The organism is Kitasatospora sp. NPDC054795, from assembly GCF_053611565.1.
Window position 1 is genome coordinate 1 of record NZ_JBSHAP010000011.1, and the last position, 21,330, is coordinate 21,330.

Annotated in this window: 16 protein-coding genes; 5 read left to right on the forward strand and 11 right to left on the reverse strand. The window is 73.1% G+C overall.

Annotated elements, in window-relative coordinates:
- Positions 1-8: 8 nt before the first annotated feature.
- Both ACWGJO_RS06030 and ACWGJO_RS06035 read right to left on the reverse strand, forming a co-directional pair.
- Positions 9-1,046, reverse strand: a complete 1,038-nt coding sequence (locus ACWGJO_RS06030) for a quinone oxidoreductase family protein (RefSeq protein ID WP_452182367.1) — start codon at positions 1,044-1,046, stop codon at positions 9-11.
- Between the two features lie 44 nt (positions 1,047-1,090).
- Complete coding sequence (locus ACWGJO_RS06035) at positions 1,091-2,416, reverse strand: preATP grasp domain-containing protein (protein ID WP_452182368.1); 1,326 nt, start codon at positions 2,414-2,416, stop codon at positions 1,091-1,093.
- Between the two features lie 387 nt (positions 2,417-2,803).
- Between ACWGJO_RS06035 and ACWGJO_RS06040 the strand changes: the two genes are divergently transcribed.
- Positions 2,804-3,847 (forward strand): NAD(P)-dependent alcohol dehydrogenase, encoded by a 1,044-nt coding sequence (locus ACWGJO_RS06040; protein ID WP_452182369.1) that lies wholly within the window; start codon positions 2,804-2,806, stop codon positions 3,845-3,847.
- A 195-nt stretch (positions 3,848-4,042) separates the two neighbouring features.
- Here the strand turns inward: ACWGJO_RS06040 and ACWGJO_RS06045 are convergent, their stop codons facing one another.
- A complete protein-coding gene (locus tag ACWGJO_RS06045; RefSeq protein WP_452182370.1) occupies positions 4,043-5,746 on the reverse strand; it encodes a carbohydrate binding domain-containing protein in 1,704 nt (567 codons plus the stop codon).
- A 347-nt stretch (positions 5,747-6,093) separates the two neighbouring features.
- Here ACWGJO_RS06045 and ACWGJO_RS06050 point away from each other — a divergent pair, with 347 nt between their 5' ends.
- Positions 6,094-8,796 (forward strand): glycosyl hydrolase, encoded by a 2,703-nt coding sequence (locus tag ACWGJO_RS06050; RefSeq protein WP_452182371.1) that lies wholly within the window; start codon positions 6,094-6,096, stop codon positions 8,794-8,796.
- 200 nt (positions 8,797-8,996) lie between these two features.
- Here ACWGJO_RS06050 and ACWGJO_RS06055 read toward each other — a convergent pair whose 3' ends face one another.
- On the reverse strand, positions 8,997-9,494 hold the full coding sequence (locus tag ACWGJO_RS06055; RefSeq protein ID WP_452182372.1) for a MarR family winged helix-turn-helix transcriptional regulator: 498 nt from the start codon (positions 9,492-9,494) through the stop codon (positions 8,997-8,999).
- Positions 9,495-9,644: 150 nt separating this feature from the next.
- On the reverse strand, positions 9,645-11,006 hold the full coding sequence (locus ACWGJO_RS06060) for a DUF3533 domain-containing protein (RefSeq protein ID WP_452182373.1): 1,362 nt from the start codon (positions 11,004-11,006) through the stop codon (positions 9,645-9,647).
- 270 nt (positions 11,007-11,276) lie between these two features.
- On the opposite strand from ACWGJO_RS06060, the gene ACWGJO_RS06065 reads away from it, so the two are divergent.
- On the forward strand, positions 11,277-11,969 hold the full coding sequence (locus ACWGJO_RS06065) for a MerR family transcriptional regulator (protein WP_452182374.1): 693 nt from the start codon (positions 11,277-11,279) through the stop codon (positions 11,967-11,969).
- Between the two features lie 45 nt (positions 11,970-12,014).
- Entirely contained in the window at positions 12,015-12,938 is a 924-nt protein-coding gene (locus ACWGJO_RS06070; RefSeq protein WP_452182375.1) for an endonuclease/exonuclease/phosphatase family protein, read from the forward strand.
- 66 nt (positions 12,939-13,004) lie between these two features.
- Here ACWGJO_RS06070 and ACWGJO_RS06075 read toward each other — a convergent pair whose 3' ends face one another.
- From ACWGJO_RS06075 to ACWGJO_RS06085, 3 genes are all read right to left on the reverse strand, one after another.
- Positions 13,005-14,561: a sialidase family protein gene (locus ACWGJO_RS06075; protein WP_452182376.1), complete on the reverse strand. Its 1,557-nt coding sequence runs from the start codon at positions 14,559-14,561 to the stop codon at positions 13,005-13,007.
- 505 nt (positions 14,562-15,066) lie between these two features.
- Entirely contained in the window at positions 15,067-15,660 is a 594-nt protein-coding gene (locus ACWGJO_RS06080; protein ID WP_452182377.1) for a hypothetical protein, read from the reverse strand.
- A 360-nt stretch (positions 15,661-16,020) separates the two neighbouring features.
- Entirely contained in the window at positions 16,021-17,565 is a 1,545-nt protein-coding gene (locus ACWGJO_RS06085) for an FMN-binding glutamate synthase family protein (RefSeq protein ID WP_452182378.1), read from the reverse strand.
- Positions 17,566-17,922: 357 nt separating this feature from the next.
- Between ACWGJO_RS06085 and ACWGJO_RS06090 the strand changes: the two genes are divergently transcribed.
- Positions 17,923-18,690, forward strand: coding sequence for a SpcZ (locus ACWGJO_RS06090; protein ID WP_452182379.1), 768 nt, complete (start codon positions 17,923-17,925; stop codon positions 18,688-18,690).
- Positions 18,691-18,701: 11 nt separating this feature from the next.
- Here ACWGJO_RS06090 and ACWGJO_RS06095 read toward each other — a convergent pair whose 3' ends face one another.
- Genes ACWGJO_RS06095 through ACWGJO_RS06105 form a run of 3 tightly spaced genes read right to left on the reverse strand, consistent with a single transcriptional unit; the run spans position 18,702 to position 21,315 of the window.
- Positions 18,702-19,574 (reverse strand): TauD/TfdA dioxygenase family protein, encoded by an 873-nt coding sequence (locus ACWGJO_RS06095; protein ID WP_452182380.1) that lies wholly within the window; start codon positions 19,572-19,574, stop codon positions 18,702-18,704.
- 33 nt (positions 19,575-19,607) lie between these two features.
- Positions 19,608-20,303, reverse strand: a complete 696-nt coding sequence (locus ACWGJO_RS06100) for a hypothetical protein (protein ID WP_452182381.1) — start codon at positions 20,301-20,303, stop codon at positions 19,608-19,610.
- Entirely contained in the window at positions 20,266-21,315 is a 1,050-nt protein-coding gene (locus ACWGJO_RS06105; RefSeq protein ID WP_452182382.1) for a GSCFA domain-containing protein, read from the reverse strand. The genes ACWGJO_RS06100 and ACWGJO_RS06105 overlap by 38 nt, the downstream gene beginning before the upstream one ends.
- Positions 21,316-21,330: the final 15 nt, after the last annotated feature.

Below are 21,330 nucleotides of genomic sequence, written 5' to 3' on the forward strand. Positions count from 1 at the left end.
CGCTTCGTTCACGCCTCGCGGCGGACGTCCACCAGCACCTTGCCCATGGTCTGCCGCGCGGCCATCGCCCGGTGCGCCGCGGCCACCCCGGACAGCGGCACGGTCCGGTCGATCCGCGCGACCAGCCGCCGCTCGGCGGCGAGCCGGAACAGGTGGTCGGCGATGCTTTCGAACAGCGCCCGGTCCGTGAGCACGTGCCTGAGCCAGAAGCCCTGCACCCCCGCCGAGCGCTCGGTCAGGTCGCCCATCGTGAAGCCGTCCTCCACGCCCTCCCGCGCCCCGACCGACACCAGCCGCCCGAAGGGTGCCAGTCCGGCCAGCCCGGCGCGCAGCACCCGGCCGCCGACCGAGTCCACGAACAGGTCCAGCCCGCCCGACTCCGCGAGCCGCTCGCCCAGGTCGGGGTCCTCGGAGTCCAGCACGGCGTCGGCGCCCAGCGAGCGCAGGAACTCCCGCTTCTCCGGGGTGGAGGCCAGGGCGACCACCCGGCCCGCCCCCAGCTCCCTGGCCAGCTGCACCGCCAGGTGACCGACCCCGCCCGCGGCCGCGGACACCCCGACGGCGTCGCCCGGCCGCAGCCGCCCCGCCAGGACCAGCGCGCCGTACGCCGTCGCCCCCTGCTCCAGCAGCGCGAGCGCCTGCTCGTCGTCCACGCCGTCCGGCACCTCCACCGTGTGCGCCGCCTCGGGGACGGCCACCTCGGCGTAGCCGCCGCCGGTGCGCAGCAGCGCGACGACCCTCCGGCCGTCCTCGCGGCGCCGCCCGACCGCGTCGACGCCGAGCACCAGCGGCAGCGGGAGCTGCAGGTACTCGCCGGCGCGGATCTCCAGGTCGGCGTAGTTGAGCCCGGCCAGGGTGACGTCCACCAGCACCTGGCCCGGCCCGGCCACCGGTTCCGGCACCGTCTCGATGCACAGCTCCTCCGGCCCGCCGTAGCGGTGGATCACCGCCGCGCGCATCCCCTTCCCGTCCTGTTCCGCTCCCGCTTCCGCCTGGCCCACGGTGGTCTCCTCCACGGTCGTCCCGATCTCGGTCGTCTCGTTCACGGTCGTCTCGTTCACGGTCGCGTCGTCCACACCCGCCCCGGGCCTCATCCGGCGAACAGCGCGAGCAGCGCGCTCTCCAGGGCACGGACGGCCTCCGGGCTCTCGGCGACCACGCAGTACATCACCGAGCCGTCGGCCGGCCCGAAGTCGTTGCTGTACAGCACGCCGGTGCCGGTCCGCGGGTCGAAGGCCAGCCCGGCCGCGCCGAGCGCCGCCACGGCCTCGGCGAAGGACGGCACCTTGAGGCCGGCGAGCTCCAGCAGGTGGCGCGAGCCTCGGTGCTCCTCGCGCAGCAGGCGGGCGGCGAAGATGTCGTGCAGGTGGCTGGAGCCGGTGAGCCGGCCGTTGGTCTCGTGGAAGTAGATCTCGCCCCCGGGCGTCAGCACGGCGTCCGCGCTGACCGTGCCCCGGTAGCCGATCACCCGCAGCGACTCGCACAACCGGGCGCCCTGCTCGACGAGTTCGGCCAGGACGCCCGAGTCCGGGGTGACCGGCGGGGTGATCTCGCCGACCACCACCGGCCGCATGACCATCTCGCCGCAGCCGGCGAGCACCACGGCCGCGTCGTCGACGAGGAACTGGGCGTACAGCGGCGCGCAGTCGGAGAAGTACCGCTCCACCACCACCCGTTGGCCGCGCCCGCCGGTCAGCCAGGTCCACCGCTCGGCCACGTACGCGGCCACCGCCGCCCGGTCCGGCAGCGGCACCACCCGCTCGGCGCCGACCGCCTCCACCTTCTCGTCCCGGGCGAGGATCTCGTTGCCCAGGCCGCCCACCTGGTACTCGACCTTCAGCATCACGCTCTGCCCCTGCCCCAGCAGGTGCTCGACGGCGGCCTCGACCTCGGCCGGCGAGCCGGCCACCGTCCCGGGCGGGATCGGCACCCCGGCGCCGGCGGCCAGCGCCCGGAACCCCGCCTTGCTGTTGACCAGGGCGTTGCCGCCCTGCTCGGCGAAGGGCAGGCCGGGCATCGCGTGCGCCAGGCCGAGCGCGGCCGCCAGCCCGGCCACCGCGCCGTTCGGCGATACGGCCAGCACCTCGTCGACGGTGCGCCCGTCCAGGACGCGGCGCAGTTCCGCGAGGAAACCCGGGTCGACCAGGCGGTCGGTGGTGAGCGCCTGGTCGCCGTGGGCGCCCGGCGGCGGCACCACGAAGGTCAGGCTGTCGGCCCGCACCCCGGTCAGCCCGGCGACGTACGCCAGGTACTCCGGGTCGGGGCCCCAGGGCAGCACCAGGACATCGCCGTCCTCGGCCCACCAGAGCATCCGCTGCGCCCCGCACCCGGCGAACCGCTGCTCCAGCGGCGTCGCCCCGGTGAGGTCCCCGACCATCTCCTCGGTGCGGTTGTTCGCGATGCAGAGCGTCGTCATCTGGTGAACTCTCCCGGTGTCCGGCGCTGTCGCGGCCCACGGTCCTGGTCCCGCGCACGACACGGGTGTGGCGTGCGCTACTGGTGTAGCGCACCGGGGTTGTTCTGGTTCGGCCCTCGGTCATTGAACAAAACGCCGAACAACCGGCGGCCCTGCGACCTGCGCGGTCGGGCCCGCGGGAGGGCCCGGGCCGGCATCGTCCCCGGACCCCGGAGGCCGGTTCCGCCGCTTCCCCCGGCCGGGCCGGCGGCGCGGCGCGCCGCCCTCGTGGGTACCGTGGACGTGCTGGTCGACCGACCCGTCCGGCTCATCCGACCCGTCCGGCCCGGCCGAACCGGCCCGATCCGACCATCGCGGTTCCGTCCGCAGAAGGGGGAACGAACTCCCATGACCACCACCGTCGCCGCCTACGCCGCACCGGGCCCCAAGGCCCCGCTGGAACGCACCACCATCGAGCGCCGTGCGGTCGGCGAGCACGACCTGCTGATCGACATCGCCTTCGTCGGCATCTGCCACTCCGACATCCACCAGGCCCGCGAGGGCTGGGGCGAGGCGATCTTCCCCATGGTGCCCGGGCACGAGATCGCGGGCGTCGTCACCGGGGCCGGCCCCGGCGTCACCAGGTTCCGGGTCGGCGACCGGGTCGGCGTCGGCTGCATGGTCGACTCCTGCCGCACCTGCGACAACTGCCGGGCCGGCCTGGAGCAGTACTGCGACGACGGCCCGGTGTGGACCTACAACTCCGTCGGCAAGGACGGCCGGCCCACGTACGGCGGCTACGCGAAGAACGTGGTCGTCGACGAGAACTACGTGGTGCGCATCCCGGACGCGCTGCCGCTGGACAAGGCCGCCCCGCTGCTGTGCGCGGGCATCACCACCTACTCCCCGCTGCGGCACTGGAACGCCGGGCCCGGCACGCGGGTCGCCGTCGTCGGCCTCGGCGGGCTCGGCCACATGGGCGTGCAGATCGCCCACGCGCTCGGGGCCGAGGTCACCGTGCTGTCCCAGTCCCTGCGCAAGAAGGACGACGGCCTGCGGCTGGGCGCCGACCGCTACCGCGCCACCAGCGACCCGGCGACCTTCCAGGACCTCGCGGGCACCTTCGACCTCGTCCTCAACACCGTCTCCGCCCCGCTCGACTTCGCCGCCTACTTCTCCCTGCTGCGCACCGACGGGGCCATGGTCAACGTCGGCCTCCCGGAGGAGCCCGTGGAGGTCGACCTCCGGCGGCTGGCCGGCAAGCGCCGCAGCATGAGCTCCTCGGGCATCGGCGGGATCGCCGAGACCCAGGAGATGCTGGACTTCTGCGCCGAGCACGGCGTGGCGGCCGAGATCGAACTGATCGGCGCCGACCGGATCAACGACGCCTACGAGCGCGTCCTCGCCAGCGACGTCCGCTACCGCTTCGTCATCGACACCGCCACCATCTGACGACCGGACGGGCCGGCACCGGGCCCTCGCCGCACCGGGTCCTCGGCCGGCCCGTCCGGTACGTCGACGACCCGCGCCCCGGAGCGGTGCACCGGGGCGCGGGGACGTCAGGGGAGTTCAGCGGGACGTCAGCCGGACGTCACCGGGAGCTCCCGGGGTTCCGGGGACTCCGGGGGTTCCGGGGGTTCCGGGGTGTCAACGCCCCTGGAGGCGCTTGACGTTGTCGCCGAAGGACCAGCCCTTCGAGCCATCCCAGTTGAGCGACCACGTCATGAGCCCCTTCAGCGAACCGCTGAAGGCGTTCCACGACTGGCCGACCAGGCCCGTGTCCATGTAGCCGCCGCCCGCACCGGGCTGGGCCGGCAGACCGGGCACCTGCTTGTCGTAGGGCACCCGGATGGTGGTGCCCTGGATGGTCAGGCCGTTGTTCAGGCAGGTGGTCTGCGCGGTGAAGCCCTGGACGGTACCGGCCTGGTAGGAGTCGCCGGAGCAGCCGTACATGCTGCCGTTGTAGTACTGCATGTTCAGCCACCACAGCTGCCCGTTGTCGGCGTACTTCTTGACGATCGGCAGGTAGGCGCCCCAGATCGACCCGTAGTTGACGCTTCCGCCGGTGACGTACGCGGTCTCGGGGGCCATCGTCAGGCCGAAGCCCGCGGGCATCTGGGACAGCACGCCGTCGATGATGCGGATCAGGTTGGCCTGGGAGGCGGACAGCGTGTTGATGTTGCCGCTCCCGGACAGGCCGGTCTCGATGTCGATGTCGATTCCGTCGAAGTTGTACTTCTTCAGGATCGGGACGACGGTCGCGACGAACTTGTCGGCGACGGTGCTGGAGCTCAGGTCGATGCCGGCGGCGGCGCCGCCGATCGACATCAGGATCGTCGCCCCGGCCGCCTTGGCCTGGCACATCTCGGCGGGGGTCGAGACCTTGACGTTGGTGTCCATGCCGTCCTGCCACAGGACGGTGCCGTCCGAGAGGATCACCGGGAAGGCGGCGTTGATGACGTTGTAGCCGTGCGCGGCGATCCGGCTGTCCGTGATGGGCGTCCAGCCCATGCCGGGGTGGACGCCGTTCAGGGCGCCGTCCCAGTTCTCCCAGTACCCCTGGAGGACCTTGCCGGACGGCTTGGGCTTCGTGGGGCAGGTGTCGCTCGGCGGTGTGGTGGTGGGCGGTGTGGTGGTGGGCGTCGTCGGCGGCGTGCTGGTGGGCGGCGCGGTGGTCGGCGTCGACGACGTCGGAGGCGCGGTGGTCGGGGTGGTGGCGGTCGGCGAGGGGCTGCTGCCGCCGGGGCCGGTGAGCGACACGTCGTCCGCGTAGAACGCGGGCTGCCCGTACCAGCCGTGCAGGAAGACGGTCACCGAGGTGGTGTTCGCCCCGGTGGTGAAGCCCACGGTGAGCTGGCTGTACGAGGCGCTGTTCGCCGTCCAGGTGGAGGCGTTGGTGACACCGGTGCCGGTGGCGCCCAGGTAGATGTAGCTGCCCTGGACGTAGGCGCTCAGCGTGTACTGGGAGTTGGGCTGCACGCTGATGGTCTGGGTGCACTGGGCGGTGTCCTGGCCGGTCGGCGTGGCCTTGAGCGCGGAGGCGCCGGAGTGGACCGGGCTGCTCACCGCCGCGCCCGCCCCGCCGGAACAGGTCCAGTCGGAAAGCCCGTTCTCGAAGCCGGGGTTGGCGACCAGGTTGGGGGTGGCGGCCCCGGCCGTGACGGTGCCGGCCACGGCGATGCCGGCGCCGATGACGGCCGCGGCGCTCACCCCGGCGAGGAAGCGCTTCAGGACGGTCGGCCCGTGCTCGGGGCGGCCGGTCCGGTGCACCTGTACTGCGCGTTCCACGGTCGCCCGCTCCGGGCGGAATCCGCCCGACGGGCGTGGGGTGCGCGACCTCCGACGAAACATGCTGTGCTCCCTTTCCGCCGAGCGTCATGGACATGACCGACGCGTGGGGGCGTGACGCCCGGCTCTGGGTGAGGTGGGGGGAAACATGTGGGGCTGTGCCGGACCGGATCGTAGGAGGGGCTGCAAGGGGAGTCAATAGGTCTGGACCAATTAGGTCTGGACCAATTGCAGGGGGCGCGGCTCGCCGACCCCGCCATTCGGTGAATGCAACAACCTTTAACAGTAGTACTTTTAATAAGTCGTTATGCGCGTTGCCCTTCCTCAGCCAGGGCCCACCCGCAAGGCTTCGCCTGTCTCCGCCGGAACGCGCGACCCGCGCCGCCGGCACTTCACGGGGAGGTCTCCACGTGCCCAAGGGGCGACACAACAAGCTTCTGCTGAGCACCGTCACACTGACCGCGCTGGGCCTGGCCACCACCCAGGCGCTCGCCGCGCCCTCCGACACTCCCGGTCCGCGCCCGCACCAGGCCCAGCACCAGTCCGAGATCGGCCAGAAGCACGCCAAGAAGGTCAAGACCCAGACAGCCGCCGGCCCGGCGTTCACCGCCAAGTCCGAGGCCCCCGGGGAGGACGAGGGCGACGAGGCGGAGAACTCCGCCGAGGGCACCGCGCAGTACACCGAGGCCCGCACCGCTCCCGGCGTGGTCGCGCCCGGCGCCTACGGCGCGGCCTGGGCCCGGCTGCAGTCGATGCCGCACACCGCCGGCAGCTGGGACCACGTCACCGACAAGCCCTACGACTCCGACGACCCGCGCTACCGGGACGTCAACTCCAACTCCAGCGGCGGCTCCGGTTACGTGACCGGCCGGATCACCGGGCTCGCGGCCGACCAGGACGGCTACGTGTACGCGGGCGGTGCCAACGGCGGCGTCTTCCGTTCCCGCACCGGCGGCGGCCGGTGGCAGTCCATCTCGGACAGCCTCCCGTCCCTCTCGACGGGCACCCTGGACCTCGATGACGGCGGCCGGCTCTGGTACGCCACCGGCGAGTCCAACACCGGCGCGACCTCGTACGTCGGCACCGGCGTGTACGTGCTGCCGGACCCGAAGCGCGGCGAGTTCCAACCCGGCAACCGGGTCGGCGGAGCCGAGCTGGAGTCGACCATCATCCACGCGCTGCGCTTCGGCGGCGGCAAGGTGTGGGCGGCCACCAGCCGGGGCGTGTGGAGCCACTCCACGACGGACCTGTCCGGTCCGTGGACGCTGGAGTTCGCGCCCAACCCGGAGTACCTGCCCAGCGGTTCGAAGGCCGGTGACCCGGCCGCACCGTACAAGAACATCGCCAACGACATCGCGATCGACCCCAAGGACCCGGGCAAGGTCGTCCTCGCCGTCGGCTGGCGCGGCGGCGACAGCTACAACGGCTTCTACGGCAAGGCCGCGGACGGCACCTGGCAGCGCGTCGGCTCGCTCGGCGACCTGCCGACCGACGCCGCGAACGTCGGCAACGTGACCTTCGCCGCCTCGGCCGACGGCTCGCGCTACTACGCCATCGACCAGTCCCCGGAGGTCGCGGCGACCGACCCCGACACCGGACTCAAGGGCATCTACGTCTCCAAGTCCGGCTCCCCGTTCGGGCCGTGGACCCGGATCGCGGACAAGGACAAGCTCAAGAACTCCGGCTCCGCGCTCCAGGACGAGGGTTACCAGCCCGGCATCCAGGCCTGGTACAACCAGTTCCTCCAGGTCGACCCGGCCGACCCGGACCACGTCTACGCGGGTCTGGAGGAGGTCCTGGAGACGAAGGACGGCGGCTCCACCTGGACCGTCCCGGGCCCGTACTGGAACTTCGGTTTCCCCTGCTGGAGCATCGACCCGACCAAGCAGACCGGCGACTGCTCGCAGACCACGCACTCCGACCAGCACGCCGTTGCCTTCGGCACGTACCAGGGCAGGACCAGCGTCTACGTGGGCAACGACGGCGGCGTCTACAGCCGTCCGGTCGCCGGCGCGGCCGACGCCTCCGGCCACGCCACGGACTGGAAGTCCCTGGCCGACGGCACCATGGACACCCTGCAGTACTACTCGGTCGGCGTCGGCAAGGACCCGGCGGACCGCTCGGGCCGGGGCGTGATCGTCAGCGGCGGTCTCCAGGACAACGGCGAGTCCATCCTGCGCGCCCACGACAAGGTGATGGGCTCCAACTTCGGCGGCGACGGCGCCGACACCCTCGTCGACCCGGACAACGGCTGCAACATCGCCGAGGAGTACGTCTACCTCGACATCTGGGTCACCCAGAACTGCGCCGTCAACAGCGGCATCTGGAAGACCGACCCGGCCAAGGCCACCTCCTACGAGGTCGCCCCGCCGGACAAGGACACCGGCTCCGCCCGCTTCATCGCGCCGATCACCTCGGACCCCAGGGACGTCAACACCTGGATCGCCGGCGGCCGGCACGTCTGGGTGCAGCACAAGGGCTACGCGATCCGCAGCGGCAGCGAGTGGGCCAACGCCTACGACCTGGGCGCCGGCCACGTCGCCACGGCGGTGGCGACGGTCGACGGCACGGTGTACGCGGGCTGGTGCGGCCCCTGCAACAACGTCGGCTTCAGCCGCGGCATCGCGGTCGGCAAGACCGACGGCACCGGCTGGCACCAGCTCGACCTGCCGGTGGACGGCACCCTGCCCAACCGCTACATCTCCTCCTTCGCGGTCGACGAGAGCGACGCCCAGCACGTCTTCGTCGCCTTCAACGGCTTCTCCCGGACCTGGACCGAAGGCCCCGGCGCCGGCGTCGGCCACCTCTTCGAGACCCGCGACGGCGGAGCCACCTGGACCGACGTCTCGGCCGACCTGCCCGACGTCCCCGCGACCTCGGTGAAGATCCTGCCCAACGGCGGCCTCGCCCTCGGCACCGACCTCGCCGCTTTCTACCGCGCCCCCGGCACCACCGACTGGCGCATCCTCGGTCGCAACCTGCCCACCGCCGCGGTGCAGCAGCTGAAGACCGGCCCCGACGGCAGGCTCTACGCCGCCACCTTCGGCCGTGGTATCCGGTCCTTCGACCTGCGCCGCCTGGGCCACGGCCGCTACGACGAGACGGACGGCTGACCGGCTCCGCCCTCTTCCCATGCTCGACAACGCCCGTTCGCCCCCACCGGTCCGGCCGTCTCGCCTCCTCTCCCCAGGACCGGCCGGGCAGCACGCACCGGAACGCGGACGCTCCCGCCGTCGCGAAGGTGACGGCGGGAGCGAAACGGCCACGGGAGTCGCGCACGAACGGGCACGACGACGCGACGACGCGAGTCCGGTCAGGGCCGCCGACCGGGCCCGGGCGTGCCGGTGTCGCCTTCGAGGAGGTGTTCCAGCCGGGTGAGCAGGCCGGCGAGGGCCCGGCGTTCCCCGTCGTCCAGCCCGGTCATCAACCGCTGTTCCATCAGGCGGTGCCGGGCGATGACCTGGTCGACGAGGCACAGGCCGCGGTCGGTGAGCCTGAGGTGGATGATGCGGCGGTCGCGTTCGTCGCGCTCACGGGCGATCAGGCCCTTGCGCTCCAGCTGGTCCGCGCGGGCCGTCATGCCGGAGCCGGTGACCATCTCGCCGGCGGCCAGTTGTCCGGTGGTCAGGCGGTGGGAGGGCCCGGCCCGGCGCAGGACCGCGAGGACGTGGAAGTGGGCGACGGTGAGCCCGTACTCCTTGAGGGCGGGCGCCAGGTGCCCCTTCCAGAGCGCGATGATGCGGTACATGCGGTCGAGCGGCCGTACGGGCGGGGCCGCCGGGGGCGGGGGTTCGGGCGCGTCCTGGGACATGGCGGTTCTCCCGGTGGTGCTGGTGCTGGTTCGCCGGTTCGCGCGGTCGCCGCCGGAGGCCGTCCGAGGCGGCGCCCGGCGGACCGGCGGCCATGGCGCGGGTCCGGTGCCGACCCGGGGAGGGCCGGCACCGGTCCCGTCACGGGCGGGTCACCCGGCCGCCGGGGCCGGCCGCGGCGCGCGGGCGGGGCTGCGGTGCAGCCCCTTGCGGTCGTAGAGGCGGGTGACGGCGAGGCCGAGGGCGACGGAGATCGCGAAGCCGATGCCGACCATGGCCCAGGCCCGGCCGAGTCCGGCGTCGGCCTGCGCGCCGAAGTAGAGGATGGAGCGGACTCCGTCGACCACCTGGCGGAAGGGCTCGAAGCCGGCCAGGAACCGGTAGAAGTCCGGCAGCGCCTGCAGCGGGATGGTGGCGCCGGCGGACGGGATCGCCAGGCCGACCAGCACCAGCATGGACACGATCGGGCCCGGGGTGCCGAAGGCGGCGAGCAGGGCCAGCGCGGTGATGCCCATCGCGGCCGTGGCGCAGGTCCCGAAGAGCCACAGCAGGGGCAGGTGGGAGGCGTCGATGCCGATGATGCCGACGGCGGCGGCCATCGCGAGGGCCGAGGTCAGCGCGGAGAGGGCGACCATGAGCACCGAGGCGGCCGCGAAGTGGCGGGTCCGGCTGATGTGCTGGGCGGGTGCCGTGCTGCGGAACGGGCCCTTCTCACTGGAGATGTAGCCGAGCGCCGTGTCCACCTGGGTGTGGATCACGTTGGCGCCGAGCATGCCGCCCAGCACCAGGACGAGGGTGTAGAAGAAGGCGCTCAGGCCGAGGCCGCTGTGATGGCCGAGCGGGTGGCCCTCCTGGATCACGGCCTTGACCGGGTCGGTGACCATCAGCTGGGCGGCGGCGCCCGGCGCGGTCTGGTGCGCCGCGGAACCGTCCGCCGCGGGCGCGCCCGCCCGGTGCGCGGCCTGCTGCTTCGCGAGCTGCTCGGTGAGCTGGTGGCCGATCTGGACGGACGTGGCCTGAACGACGTTGCGGTTGATCTCCGTGGCCATGGAGGAGCCGAAGCTTCCGGCCGCGGGGTTGGTCAGCACCGTGATGGTCGGGGGGTGCGGGTCGTGCTGGGCCGGTCCGGCGAGTGCGGCGACCGTGGCGGAGAAGTCGTCCGGGATGACGAGCGCCCCGAAGACCTTGTCCTTGCCCAGGAGGTCGTCGGCGGTGGCGCGGTCGACCTGCTTCCAGGAGACCTTGCCCTTCAGGTCGTCGGCCCCGGTGACCTGCGCGACGATCTGCGCGCCCAGGTCGATCCGCTGGCCGGCCACCTGGGTGCCGCGGTCCGCGTTGACCAGCGCGATCGGCATGTCCTTCGTCGAGCCGACCGGGTCGTTGTTGGCACCCAGGTAGAGCAGGGACAGGACGAACGACAGCAGGCCGAGGATCACCGCCGACGGCAGCCACAGGCTCTTCCTGCGCAGCAGTCCGCGGGCGCTCACGTTCACGGCACGGCTCGGCTCAGACATCACTCCTCCCGGAGTTCCGGGGCGGGGCGGGGGTCGTGGCGTGGTGCCCGGTTCCGGTGGGGCTTGGGACTGGCATGGTGCTCCGGTTGCGGTATCGCGCCGTGACGGCGCTCCAGGTGGGGACGAACAGCCGGTTCCCGGCGTTGTGGCTGTTCAAAAGCCCAACTGGAACCTTCACTATCCAGCCCGATAGTGGCACTATCAGTAGACGGAGTCCATTCGGCGGCCTGCGAGACTGATCACAGACACCGAGTCCGAGCGAGAGCGCGCATGAAGATCTCCGACCTGAGCCGGCAGTCCGGGACACCGGTCGCCACCATCAAGTACTACGTACGCGAGGGCCTGCTGCCGCCCGGACGACCGCTCGGCGCCACGCTCACGCTCTACGGCGACGAACACGTCCAGCGACTGCGGCTGATCCGCGCCCTGACCGCCCGCGGCGGCCTGTCCATCGCCGCCACCCGCGACGTCCTCGCCGCACTCGACGAGCCCCTCGACCCGCTCGCCAGGCTCGGAGTCGTCCACTACGCCCTGCCCACACCCGTGGACGCCGCCGAGACGGAGGCGGTGGACCAGCAGGCGCACCGGGTCGACGAACTGCTCGCCGCCATGGGCTGGGCCGTCTCCGAGGACTCGCCGCACCGCCGGGCCCTCGCCGCGAGCCTGATGGACCTCGACCGCCTCGGCGTCAGCTACCGCACGGAGGACCTCCTCCCCTACGCCGACGTCGCCGCCACCGCCGCACGCCTCGACCTCGACCAGCTCGAAGGCATCAAGGACCCCCTGCGGCTCGCCGAGCACGCCGCCATCGTCGTCCTCCTCCTCGAACCGGTCCTCGCCGTCCTGCGCCGCCTCGCCCAGGAACATGAATCCCAGCGCCGCACCGCCTGGGCCCGCACCACCGAGAAACCCGAGGAGAGCGAGAAGCCCGGGGAGAGCGAGAAGCCCGGGGAGAGCGACTGAGCGAGGGCGCCGATGCGGCCCGGCCCGTTGCTGTACCGTCCATCCATGATCGGCTCCGCGCTGGTGCGCCTGGCGACCTTCAACGTCCTGCACGGGCAGCGGTTCCCGGCCGACGGCCACCCGCCGGCCGCGCCCTCCGGCGCCGCCACCGCGCACCCGCTCGTCGACGCCGTCGCGTCGCTGGACGCCGAGGTGGTGGCGCTGCAGGAGCTCGACCGCTTCCAGCAGCGGTCGGGCCGGATGGACCAGGCGCGGGCGGTCGCCGAGGCGACCGGTGCCGCGGACTGGCGCTACGCCTCGGCGTTCCACGCCCGGGCCCTGCCGGGCCGGACCTGGGTCCGTGACCGGTCCGAACCGGGGCTGCGGGTGTACGGTCCGCCGGGCGCGGGCCACGACGGCGAGGTTCCCTCGCACGGCATCGCGCTGCTGTCCAGGCTGCCGGTCCTCGGCTGGCGGGCCCGGCGGTTCGGCGCGCCTCCCCTCGCCGTCCCGCTGCGCCTTCCCGGGCGGGCGGGCCTCACCGTGATCCGCGACCATCCGCGGACGGCACTGGCCGCCGTCCTGCAGGGGCGGCGCGGCCCGTTCACCGCGGTGGCGCTGCACCTGTCGTTCGTCCCGGGGTGGAACGTCGGGCAACTCCTCGCCGTGCACCGCTGGATCGCCGACCTTCCCCGGCCGCACGTCCTGCTGGGCGACTTCAACATCGTCGGCGCGATTCCCGCCGTCGCGCTCGGCGCCGCCGAGCTCCTCTCCCCGTCGAGGCCCTCGAAGCCCCGGCCGAGCGGGCCGCCGTCCGGGTCCGGCTGGCGTCAACCGGCCCGGGTCCGGACCTTTCCGTCGCACCGCCCCCTGGTCCAGCTCGACCACGTCCTGACGGCCGGGCTCGAACCGCACCGGGCGGCCTCGGTGCGGGCGCCCAGGACGCCGATCTCGGACCACCGGCCCCTGGTGGTCGAACTGCCGCTGTAGGTCGGGCCCGTCCTCCCGTCGGGTGGGAGGACGGACCCGACCGGTCAGCGGCCGGTCAGCGGCGGGTCACCAGCTGGTGACCGGCGAACGGTGCTGCGCCTGGCCGGGTGCGGTGACGACGACCGGCCCGGTACTGGAGGGAACGGTGCCGGGCCGGACGGCGAGGCCGCCCGCGACGGCGTACATGGCCTCGTCGAAGGCCTGGCCGCCGGTCGGCGTCCTGCCGACCGCGAAGACGGCCACGGCCCTGCCGTGGAGGACGGACGTGGAGAGGTAGTCACCGACCATGCCGCCCCCGCTCGTGGCGGCGATCCGGGACACCGACATCGGGCCGGCGACGGTCCGCGGTGCACTCCAGGTGGCGCCCCCGTTGGTGGAGGAGACGAAGCCGACCTCCAGCTCGCAGGTGTCGGGGGTGCAGTCGGCGTTCGGGTAGAAGTAGTAGTACAGCCCGAGCTCGGCGGTGCGACCGGCGGTGGTGCGGTCGACGCCGAGGCCGGGGATGAAGTGGTCGACGCCGCTGGTGGTGGGGTCGATCGGCACCCGGGTCACGGCGGACCAGGTGGTGCCGTCGGCCGAGCTCGCGTAGACGATGTCGTTGGCCCCGCAGCCGGCCCGGAAGCGGCAGTCCTGCCAGGCCACGTAGACCCTGCCGTGGGCGTCGATCTCCGCCGAGGGCAGGCCCTCGCCGTCGCGCAGCCCGCCCGCGACCTCGTGCGCGACGACGTCGGCGACCAGGACCGTGGAGCTCCAGGACCTGCCGCCGTCGGTGGAGGTGAAGGAGCGGATCGAGGTGGTGTCGGTCGAGAAGGGGACCACGACCGTCCCGTCGGGCCGCACCAGCGGCTGGCCGCCGAGGCCCAGGTTGACGCCGGACGGGCCGGTCGGGGCGGACCAGGTGGCGCCGCCGTCCCGGGTGGCGGACATGACCATCAGGTTGTCGGAGGAGGGGATGTCGACCTCGACGTAGCAGGTACCGAAGTACGGGCTGGTCGGAGTGTTGTCGCAGACGATCCACTCCTTGTCGTAGGCCTGGCCGTCGTGGCCGACCGCCCGCACCGGGTCCTGCCAGTGCAGGCCGTCGGCGGAGCGGCTGACGGTCACACCCACCGGGTTGCGTCCCGAGTCGATGACCAGGCCGGCCACCATCCAGGTGCCGTGCCTGGCGTCGTAGGCGACCGCGGGGTCGGAGGCGCGGGCCCAACTGCCGCCGCCCCAGTGGGCGGTGAGGCCGGGCAGCATGCCGCTCCGCCAGCTGCGCCCGCCGTCCGACGAGGTGTTCCAGCCGAGGCCGGCCGCCCCGCCGTCGGTGAACCGCCCCACCTGGGCGGCGGAGACGATCGTGCCGCCGTAGGCGAAGGTGTCGGGCTCCACCTCGGTGGCGTACTGGCTGCCGGCGCTGGTGAACGGGTCGCTGCTCACCCGGACCAGGCCCGGTCCGCCGCCGTCGACGGTCAGGGTGATCGGATCGGTGCCGGACGTGGCGGCGCCGGCGGCGCGGGCCGGCGGCGCGAACGCGCCGGCCGGGCTCGCGTTCCAGGCCGCGCCGACCAGGACGAGGGCGGCCGCCGCGACGGCGGCGAACGGCCTGCGCCAGGGGGTGGGGGTGCGCGGGTGCTTCATCCGAAGCTCCTTCGCGTGAGGGGTGGTTCGGACGACCCGGCGGGCGCGGCGGACCGCACCTCGTGGTCCGTGCCCTTGCCCCGGTGCTCGGGCTCGGGCGCGATGTCAGCGGCGGCCGCCGGGCACCTCGGCGAGTGGGGTGTCGTGATGGCCGGCGGCGCGGGAGTCGGCGGACCGCGCGAGCGCGACGATCAGTCCTCTTCCCAGGGGGAGCGTGACACGGAACGTCCCTCCGACCGCCGGGGATCCCGGCAGGCGCGGGGGTGAAGGGCGCCCACGTGGCTGTGCACACGTGTTCGCAAATCGGAAGTGTGAGCCGGATCATGACATCGCACAAGATGTACGGCCGAATCTCACGGAACGACGGCTTGGGCGTTTAATCCCCTGCGGGGAACGGGAATCGGGCCAACACACAAGACCGGATCCACGTCCGCGCCCACGCCAACGGCCCCAGGTCCTCAGCCGGGTGGGCGAGGACCTGGGGCCGCAGAGCCGGTCAGGAGGATTACACGGGGAAGGGCCAGGTCGGGCACCACGGCCAGACGATCTGGCCGGGGAGCGGCGGGCCCCACGGCGGGCAGGCCGGGAGGGGCGCCGGAGTGGACGGCGCGGAGGTCCACAGGACCTTGCCGTTCAGGACGACCGCGATCGCGCCCTCGTTGTAGATGGCCAGCTCGGCGCCCGGGCGGCCGCCCGTTTGGCTGTTCCACAGCGGCGTGTTGGCGGCGGAGTACACGACGAGGTTGCCGTCGCCCTGCATGACCAGCACGTTGCCGTCGGGCATGGCGCCGGGGGCCACCCAGACCGGCTTGTTGTCGCGGTAGAGCACGACGTTGCCGTCGCCCTGCATGGCGAACACGACCCGGCCGTCCGGCGAGTACCACGCCTGGTTGCGGGAGATCGCGGTGTTGCCCGGGATGCGGGTCGGCGTGGACAGCGCCGCGACCGCGGCGGGCGCGGCGGCGGGCGCCTGGGCGACCGACGGGGCGGCCGGGGACGGCGCTGCCACGGCGGCGTGGGCGGTCCCGGCGGTGAGGGTGGCGAACCCGACGGCGGCGACGGCCGCCAGGGCGGCGGCCCGGGTGCGGAGAGTGGTCATGGCGGGCTTGGGATCCTTCCGGACGGGGACGGCGAGCCACGGGGACCGCCGTTCTGACGGCGCGTCAGCCTGGTCCTCCGCGCCGGGCGCCCAGGCTATGGCGGCCGTCCCGGGAGGCTGCGGCAGATCGACCGGCAGCTTCCCGGCACCCCCTCGGGTCCCGGTGGTGCCCCTCCGCCCTCTCCGCCCTCTCCACCCCCTCCGCCCCTTGCGTGCCGACAGCTCCCGACGCTCTCTCACGTCCCACCGGCCTCCCGCCACCCCTCATGCCCCTCCGCCCGCCCGGCCCTCCCGTGACGACCGGTCGCCGTCACGCGAGGGCCCGGAGGCGGGTCCCGTGGAGCCGCTTCGGGCGGTACCTCAGACCGCCGGCTTCCGGGAGACGGCCGGCTCACCGGTGAGGAGCGCCGTGACCTCCTCGGCGAGGTGCGGGCCGAGCTCGCCCCAGCCCTCCTTGTAGCCGTAGACACCGGCGAGGGTGCGGGCCTCGTAGTCGCCGTTCATGATCTCGAAGTCGTCGGCCGTGATGAGTGCCGGGTGCGCGACGCCGACGGCCGCCGAGACCTTCATCAGCTCCTTGCGCAGGGTGCGCAGGTAGGAGGCGGCCCGGTCGGCCTTCGAGGCCGGGTCGATGCCTCGGGCCAGCCACGGGTTCTGGGTGGCGATGCCGGTGGGGCACTTGTCGGTGTGGCACTTCTGTGCCTGGATGCAGCCGATCGACAGCATCGCCTCACGGGCCACGTTGATCATGTCGACGCCCAGGGCGAAGGCGACGGCGGCGTTCTCGGGCAGGCCGAGTTTGCCGGAACCGATGAAGGTCAGCTCGTCGGTCAGCCCCAGCTCGGCGAAGGTGCCGTAGACCCGGGAGAAGCCCATCCGGAACGGCAGCGACACCGAGTCGGCGAACATCCGCGGCGCCGCCCCGGTGCCGCCCTCGCCGCCGTCGATCGTCACGAAGTCGACCCCGCGGTCGCCGCGCGCCATCAGCGCGGCCAGCTCCTGCCAGAAGCCCATCTCCCCCACCGCGCTCTTGACCCCGACCGGCAGACCGGTCTCGGTGGCGAGCAGTTCGACGAAGTCGAGCATCGAGTCGACGTCGCCGAACGCGGAGTGCCGCGACGGCGAGGCGCAGTCCTGGCCCGCCGGGATGCCGCGGATCCCGGCGATCTCGGCCGTCACCTTCGCACCCGGCAGCATCCCGCCCAGCCCCGGCTTGGCGCCCTGGGAGAGCTTGATCTCTATCGCCTTGACGGGTGCGCCGGCGACCACCTCCTTGAGCTTGTCGAGGTTGAAGGTGCCGTCCTCGTTGCGGCAGCCGAAGTACGCCGTGCCGAGCTGGAGGACGAGGTCACCGCCGTTGCGGTGGTACGGCGAGAGGCCGCCCTCCCCGGTGTTGTGCATCGTGCCCGCGAGCGCCGCCCCCTTGTTGAGCGCGGTGACGGCCGCGCCGGAGAGCGATCCGAAGCTCATCGCCGAGATGTTCACCACGCTCGCCGGCCGGAAGGCCTTGGCGCGCCCGCGCGGCCCGCCCAGCACCTTGGCCGAGGGCAGCGGGGCCTGCGGGTCGTGCGCGTCGGGCAGCGTGCCGGCGAAGGTGCGCTGCTTCAGGTAGGCGTGCCCCTGGACGTGCTCGACGTCGACCTCGGTGCCGAACCCGAAGTAGTTGTTCTCCTCCTTCGCCGACGCGTAGATCCACGTGCGCTGGTCACGGCTGAACGGGCGCTCCTCCTCGTTGGAGGTCACGATGTACTGCCGCAGCTCCGGCCCGATCGTCTCCAGCAGGTACCGGGCGTGCCCGACCACCGGGAAGTTCCGGAGCAGCGCGTGCCGCTTCTGCACGAGGTCGCGGGCCGCCAGGAGGGCCACCGCTGTGGTGGCGGCCGCGCCGATCTTCCGGGCTTGCATGGACGTTCCTCCTCGATGTACGGCTCCACCGCCGGGCGGTGGAGCCGTCGTGTCGTACAAGGTGCGGGACGGCGGGGACACGGCCAACCGGGCAGCAGCTCCGTCGAAGAATGCGACATGATGCTAGAAGGCCGCGCCGACCCTCCCGCCACCAGGGGGTACGACGGGGCCGTCGTGGATCGCGGTCGGGCCGCCGAGGACAGGCACCCCGGGAACCCCTCCCCCGTCCCGTGTGCGCCTGTACGATCTCCTCACCGGAGCGGCCGGTGAAGCTCCGCCTCTCCACCGCTCCAGCGGACTTCACCGGCTCGGCGTTCTCACCCGGGTCGGGGACGAGACCCCTGAGGAGCAGCGCGGATGACCACTCCCGAGACCTTCACGGCCTTCTGCTCCTCCCTCGGCACCCTCCCGCCGGCCCCGGTCGGGGCGGCGGCGCCGGGTGGGGGGCCGGCCGTGCCGCCCTGGCTGGCGCAGGTGTCGGAAGCGCTGTTCGAGGGCATGGACGCCGACGCCGCGCGGGCCTGGGCACGCGGTGTGCACCGGGAGCTGGAGCGGCTGGACGGCCGGGTGCCCTTCGGTGTGGTCCACGACTGGTACTGCTCCGCCGTCGGCCCGGTGCTGGCCGAGGCGAGCGCACGGCGCGGCGGGTCCGTCGCGCAGCACCGGCACGTGCAGGCGCTGCACGCGGACGCCCTGGGCGGCGGTCGGATCGACGAGGGCACGTGGCGCGCGGCGCTCGAACCGGAGCTGCGGGAACTCTTCCACCACGCGTACCCGTACGCCGAGGCCCACGCCGCGGCCGCGGCCGCCGCCGGCTCCTACGCGCTGGCGAACGGCTACGACGCGGCCGAGGCCGCCCAGTACGGCGAGACCTACGCGGAGCTCAACACCACGGCCAACGTGCGGGCCCATGCCGACGCGAACGCCCTGGCCAACGCGGCCGCCGTAGCGGCCGCGTACGCGGCGGCGGACCCGGCCGCCTACGCCGCGACCTGGCCGTCCGCCCGGGTCCGCGCGGTGGTGCTGGTGCACGCCGACCGGCGGGACGAGCGCGGCGAACGCGCCACCTGGGCGCGGCTGGCCGACGGCCTCGCCGCCTGCCTGGCCCGCGCGGAAGCCGCCTGACCCGGACCGGCTCAGCCCTTGAGGGGCCCGCCGTTGATCGCGACCCGGCGACCGTAGCGGGTGTGCGGGTGGTAGTCGTACGTGGCGTGGTGCTGGACGCAGCGGTTGTCCCAGAACACCAGCGTGTTGGGGCTCCAGCGGATGCGGCAGCTCAGCAGGGGCCTCTGGGCGGGCAGTGCGCAGAGCAGGTCGAGCAGGGCCCGGCTCTCGTCGGGCGACAGCTGGGGGATGCGCGCGGTGTAGGCCTTGTTGACGTAGAGGACCCTGCGGTCCGTTTCGGGGTGCCGCACCACCAGGGGGTGTTCGCTCCTGGGAATCACGTACCCCGCGGGCGGGGTGTAGCCCTGGAAGGCGACGAGGCCGTCGTGGATCGCGGTCAGGCCGTCGAGCAGCTCGCGCATCGTCGGGGACAGCATCTCGTACGCCAGGTGCATGTTGGCGAACAGGGTGTCGCCGCCGCAGCCCGGTTCCGGTACGCGCGTGATGTGGAGCATCGACCCGAGCGAGGGTTCGGCGTCGGCGGTGCCGTCGGCGTGCCAGCCGTTGCCGGCGACGTTGTCCGCCTCGGCGCCGGTGCTGATCTCCAGGATGTACGGATCCGCGTCGACCGGGGGCGGGTTGACCGGGCGCAGTTCGCCGAAGTGCCCGGCGAAGCGCTTGTGGTCCTCGTCCGTCAGCTCCTGGTCCCGGAACACGAGGACGTGGTGGTCGAGGAACGCCTGCTTCAGCTCGGCCAGTTGATCGTCCGACAGTTCCTTCGAGAGGTCGACGCCGGAGACCTCGGCGCCGATCACCGGAGTGACCGGGTCGACCGTGACGGTCCGGTACTCCTTGGCGGGCCTGGTGGTGACGGCTCTGACCGCGTCCAGCTCGTACTGCTCCATGACCTGCTCCTGTGGTGGTGGGATTCGGTGTCGTCACAGCCCGCGTGCCAGCAGGTCCGCGAGGACCAGCCGGCCGAAGGCCAGGTTGCCGTGGATGGAGTCGTCGGCCTCGCACAGCTCGGGGCGCTGGAAGCCGTCCGGTCCGGTGGTGCGGGCCCGGAGGTCGACGAGCTCGACGCCGAGCGCGTCGAGCGCGCTTCGGACCGTTTCCTGCGCGGCCGTGAACACCACCGGGTCGGACTGCTCCGGTACGCGCTGCGGCGGCAGCACGGCCAGCACCCGCAGGCCGAGGCCGAGTGCGTGGCGGTAGAAGGCCAGCGCGTCGCGGACGGTGGCGCGGACGACGGCGTCGAACAGCGGCCCGGAGAGGAAGCCCGGGGCGAAGCCGCCGTCGCGATCACGGTGGAGGTGCCAGTTCTCCCGGGTGGCGACGAAGTGCGCGCTGAGGCCGAAGGTGGACACCAGGGGGACCGTGAGGCGCCCGAGGCCGTCCGCGTCCATGCCGGCCAGGAAGCTGCGGTAGTGGGCGTCGGCCTCGGCCTTGTGGAACACCACGTCGTGCTCGCGCGGCGCGAAGAAGTCGTCGGTGAACTCGCGCCCGGCACCGATCGGGCCGCCCTGGAAGGGGATCCGGGCGGCCTTCGCGGCTCGTCCGATCGGGCCGGCGTGCGAGTCGCCGAGCAGCAGGAACCTAGCGGGGGCGGTAGTAGTCGAGAACGGCGTCGTCACAGGTGTCCACCCCCTTCGGTCCCGCGGTCGGCCTACCGGTCCGGACCGGTCGCGGATCCGCCGAGGGCCGCGACAGCCCGGCCATGAAGTGGCGCATGACGAAGTCGACGCCCTCGGAGGTCACTTCACGCAGGTTCGGCGCGTAGAACCTGCTCCGGAACGGGAGGCCGGTGATGAGTTCGTACGACGGGAAGTAGTCGACGTCGTCGAGGTCCTCGGTCAGCTGCCCGGCCACCGTCCGCAGCAGCGACTTGGAGTGGGTGTTGGCGGTGAGCGCGTGGCCGCCGGTCGCGGTCGCGGTCAGCGGAACCGGTGAGACGGTCAGCAGGACCCGCAGCCGCGGATTGGCCTCCCGGGCCAGTGCCACGGCCTCCGTCAGGTCGCGGCGGACCTCGTCGAAGGTGAACCGGTGGAGGACGTGGCGGTCCGGGTCGAAGGTGCCACGCACGGTGCCGGGGCAGGACGGGAGGACGGTGCCGTCGGCGCGGTCCCGCCACGCCTCGGTCAGGCCCAGGGTGAAGATCAGGCAGCCGGCCTCCGTGACGGCCTCGCGGATGGCGGCGAGGGTCGTCCCCCGGGCCGCCAGCATCTCCTCGGCCGAGGCGTGGCCCCCGGGTTCGACGGACGGACGGCAGGGGTCGTGGTACCTGCCGTCGTCCAGCCATGCCCCGGTGGGCGGGGTCGTGCGGCCGAAGGCCCAGGAGAGCCACTGCCGGAGCACGGCGGCGGTGTAGATGTTCCCGGTGCGGAACGAGAACACCCCGTAGTGGCGGGCCCTGCGCTCCTGCTCGGTCAGCCCCGGCGGGGCCGGCTCCGCGTCGCACCAGTTCATGCCCCGCTCCAGCAGGGCACGGCCGATGTGCGCGGCGAAGCAGGACCCCGCGGTGAGGATCGGCTCGTCCTGCCCGATCGCGAACGCGGGCGTCCAGAGGTCGTCGATGGCGAGCGGGTCCGGCTCGGCCACGGCGGAGCGCCAGAACGAGCGCGCCGGTAGCGCCTGGTAGGGGTTCACGGGGGATGGTCTCCG

Bases quoted from the DNA above. Each gene is read 5' to 3' on its own strand.
- ACWGJO_RS06035 (WP_452182368.1), bottom strand. From the start codon at position 2,416: ATGACGACGCTCTGCATCGCGAACAACCGCACCGAGGAGATGGTCGGG.
- ACWGJO_RS06040 (WP_452182369.1), top strand. From the start codon at position 2,804: ATGACCACCACCGTCGCCGCCTACGCCGCACCGGGCCCCAAGGCCCCG.
- ACWGJO_RS06045 (WP_452182370.1), bottom strand. From the start codon at position 5,746: ATGTTTCGTCGGAGGTCGCGCACCCCACGCCCGTCGGGCGGATTCCGC.
- ACWGJO_RS06055 (WP_452182372.1), bottom strand. From the start codon at position 9,494: ATGTCCCAGGACGCGCCCGAACCCCCGCCCCCGGCGGCCCCGCCCGTA.
- ACWGJO_RS06060 (WP_452182373.1), bottom strand. From the start codon at position 11,006: ATGTCTGAGCCGAGCCGTGCCGTGAACGTGAGCGCCCGCGGACTGCTG.
- ACWGJO_RS06065 (WP_452182374.1), top strand. From the start codon at position 11,277: ATGAAGATCTCCGACCTGAGCCGGCAGTCCGGGACACCGGTCGCCACC.
- ACWGJO_RS06070 (WP_452182375.1), top strand. From the start codon at position 12,015: ATGATCGGCTCCGCGCTGGTGCGCCTGGCGACCTTCAACGTCCTGCAC.
- ACWGJO_RS06075 (WP_452182376.1), bottom strand. From the start codon at position 14,561: ATGAAGCACCCGCGCACCCCCACCCCCTGGCGCAGGCCGTTCGCCGCC.
- ACWGJO_RS06080 (WP_452182377.1), bottom strand. From the start codon at position 15,660: ATGACCACTCTCCGCACCCGGGCCGCCGCCCTGGCGGCCGTCGCCGCC.
- ACWGJO_RS06085 (WP_452182378.1), bottom strand. From the start codon at position 17,565: ATGCAAGCCCGGAAGATCGGCGCGGCCGCCACCACAGCGGTGGCCCTC.
- ACWGJO_RS06090 (WP_452182379.1), top strand. From the start codon at position 17,923: ATGACCACTCCCGAGACCTTCACGGCCTTCTGCTCCTCCCTCGGCACC.
- ACWGJO_RS06095 (WP_452182380.1), bottom strand. From the start codon at position 19,574: ATGGAGCAGTACGAGCTGGACGCGGTCAGAGCCGTCACCACCAGGCCC.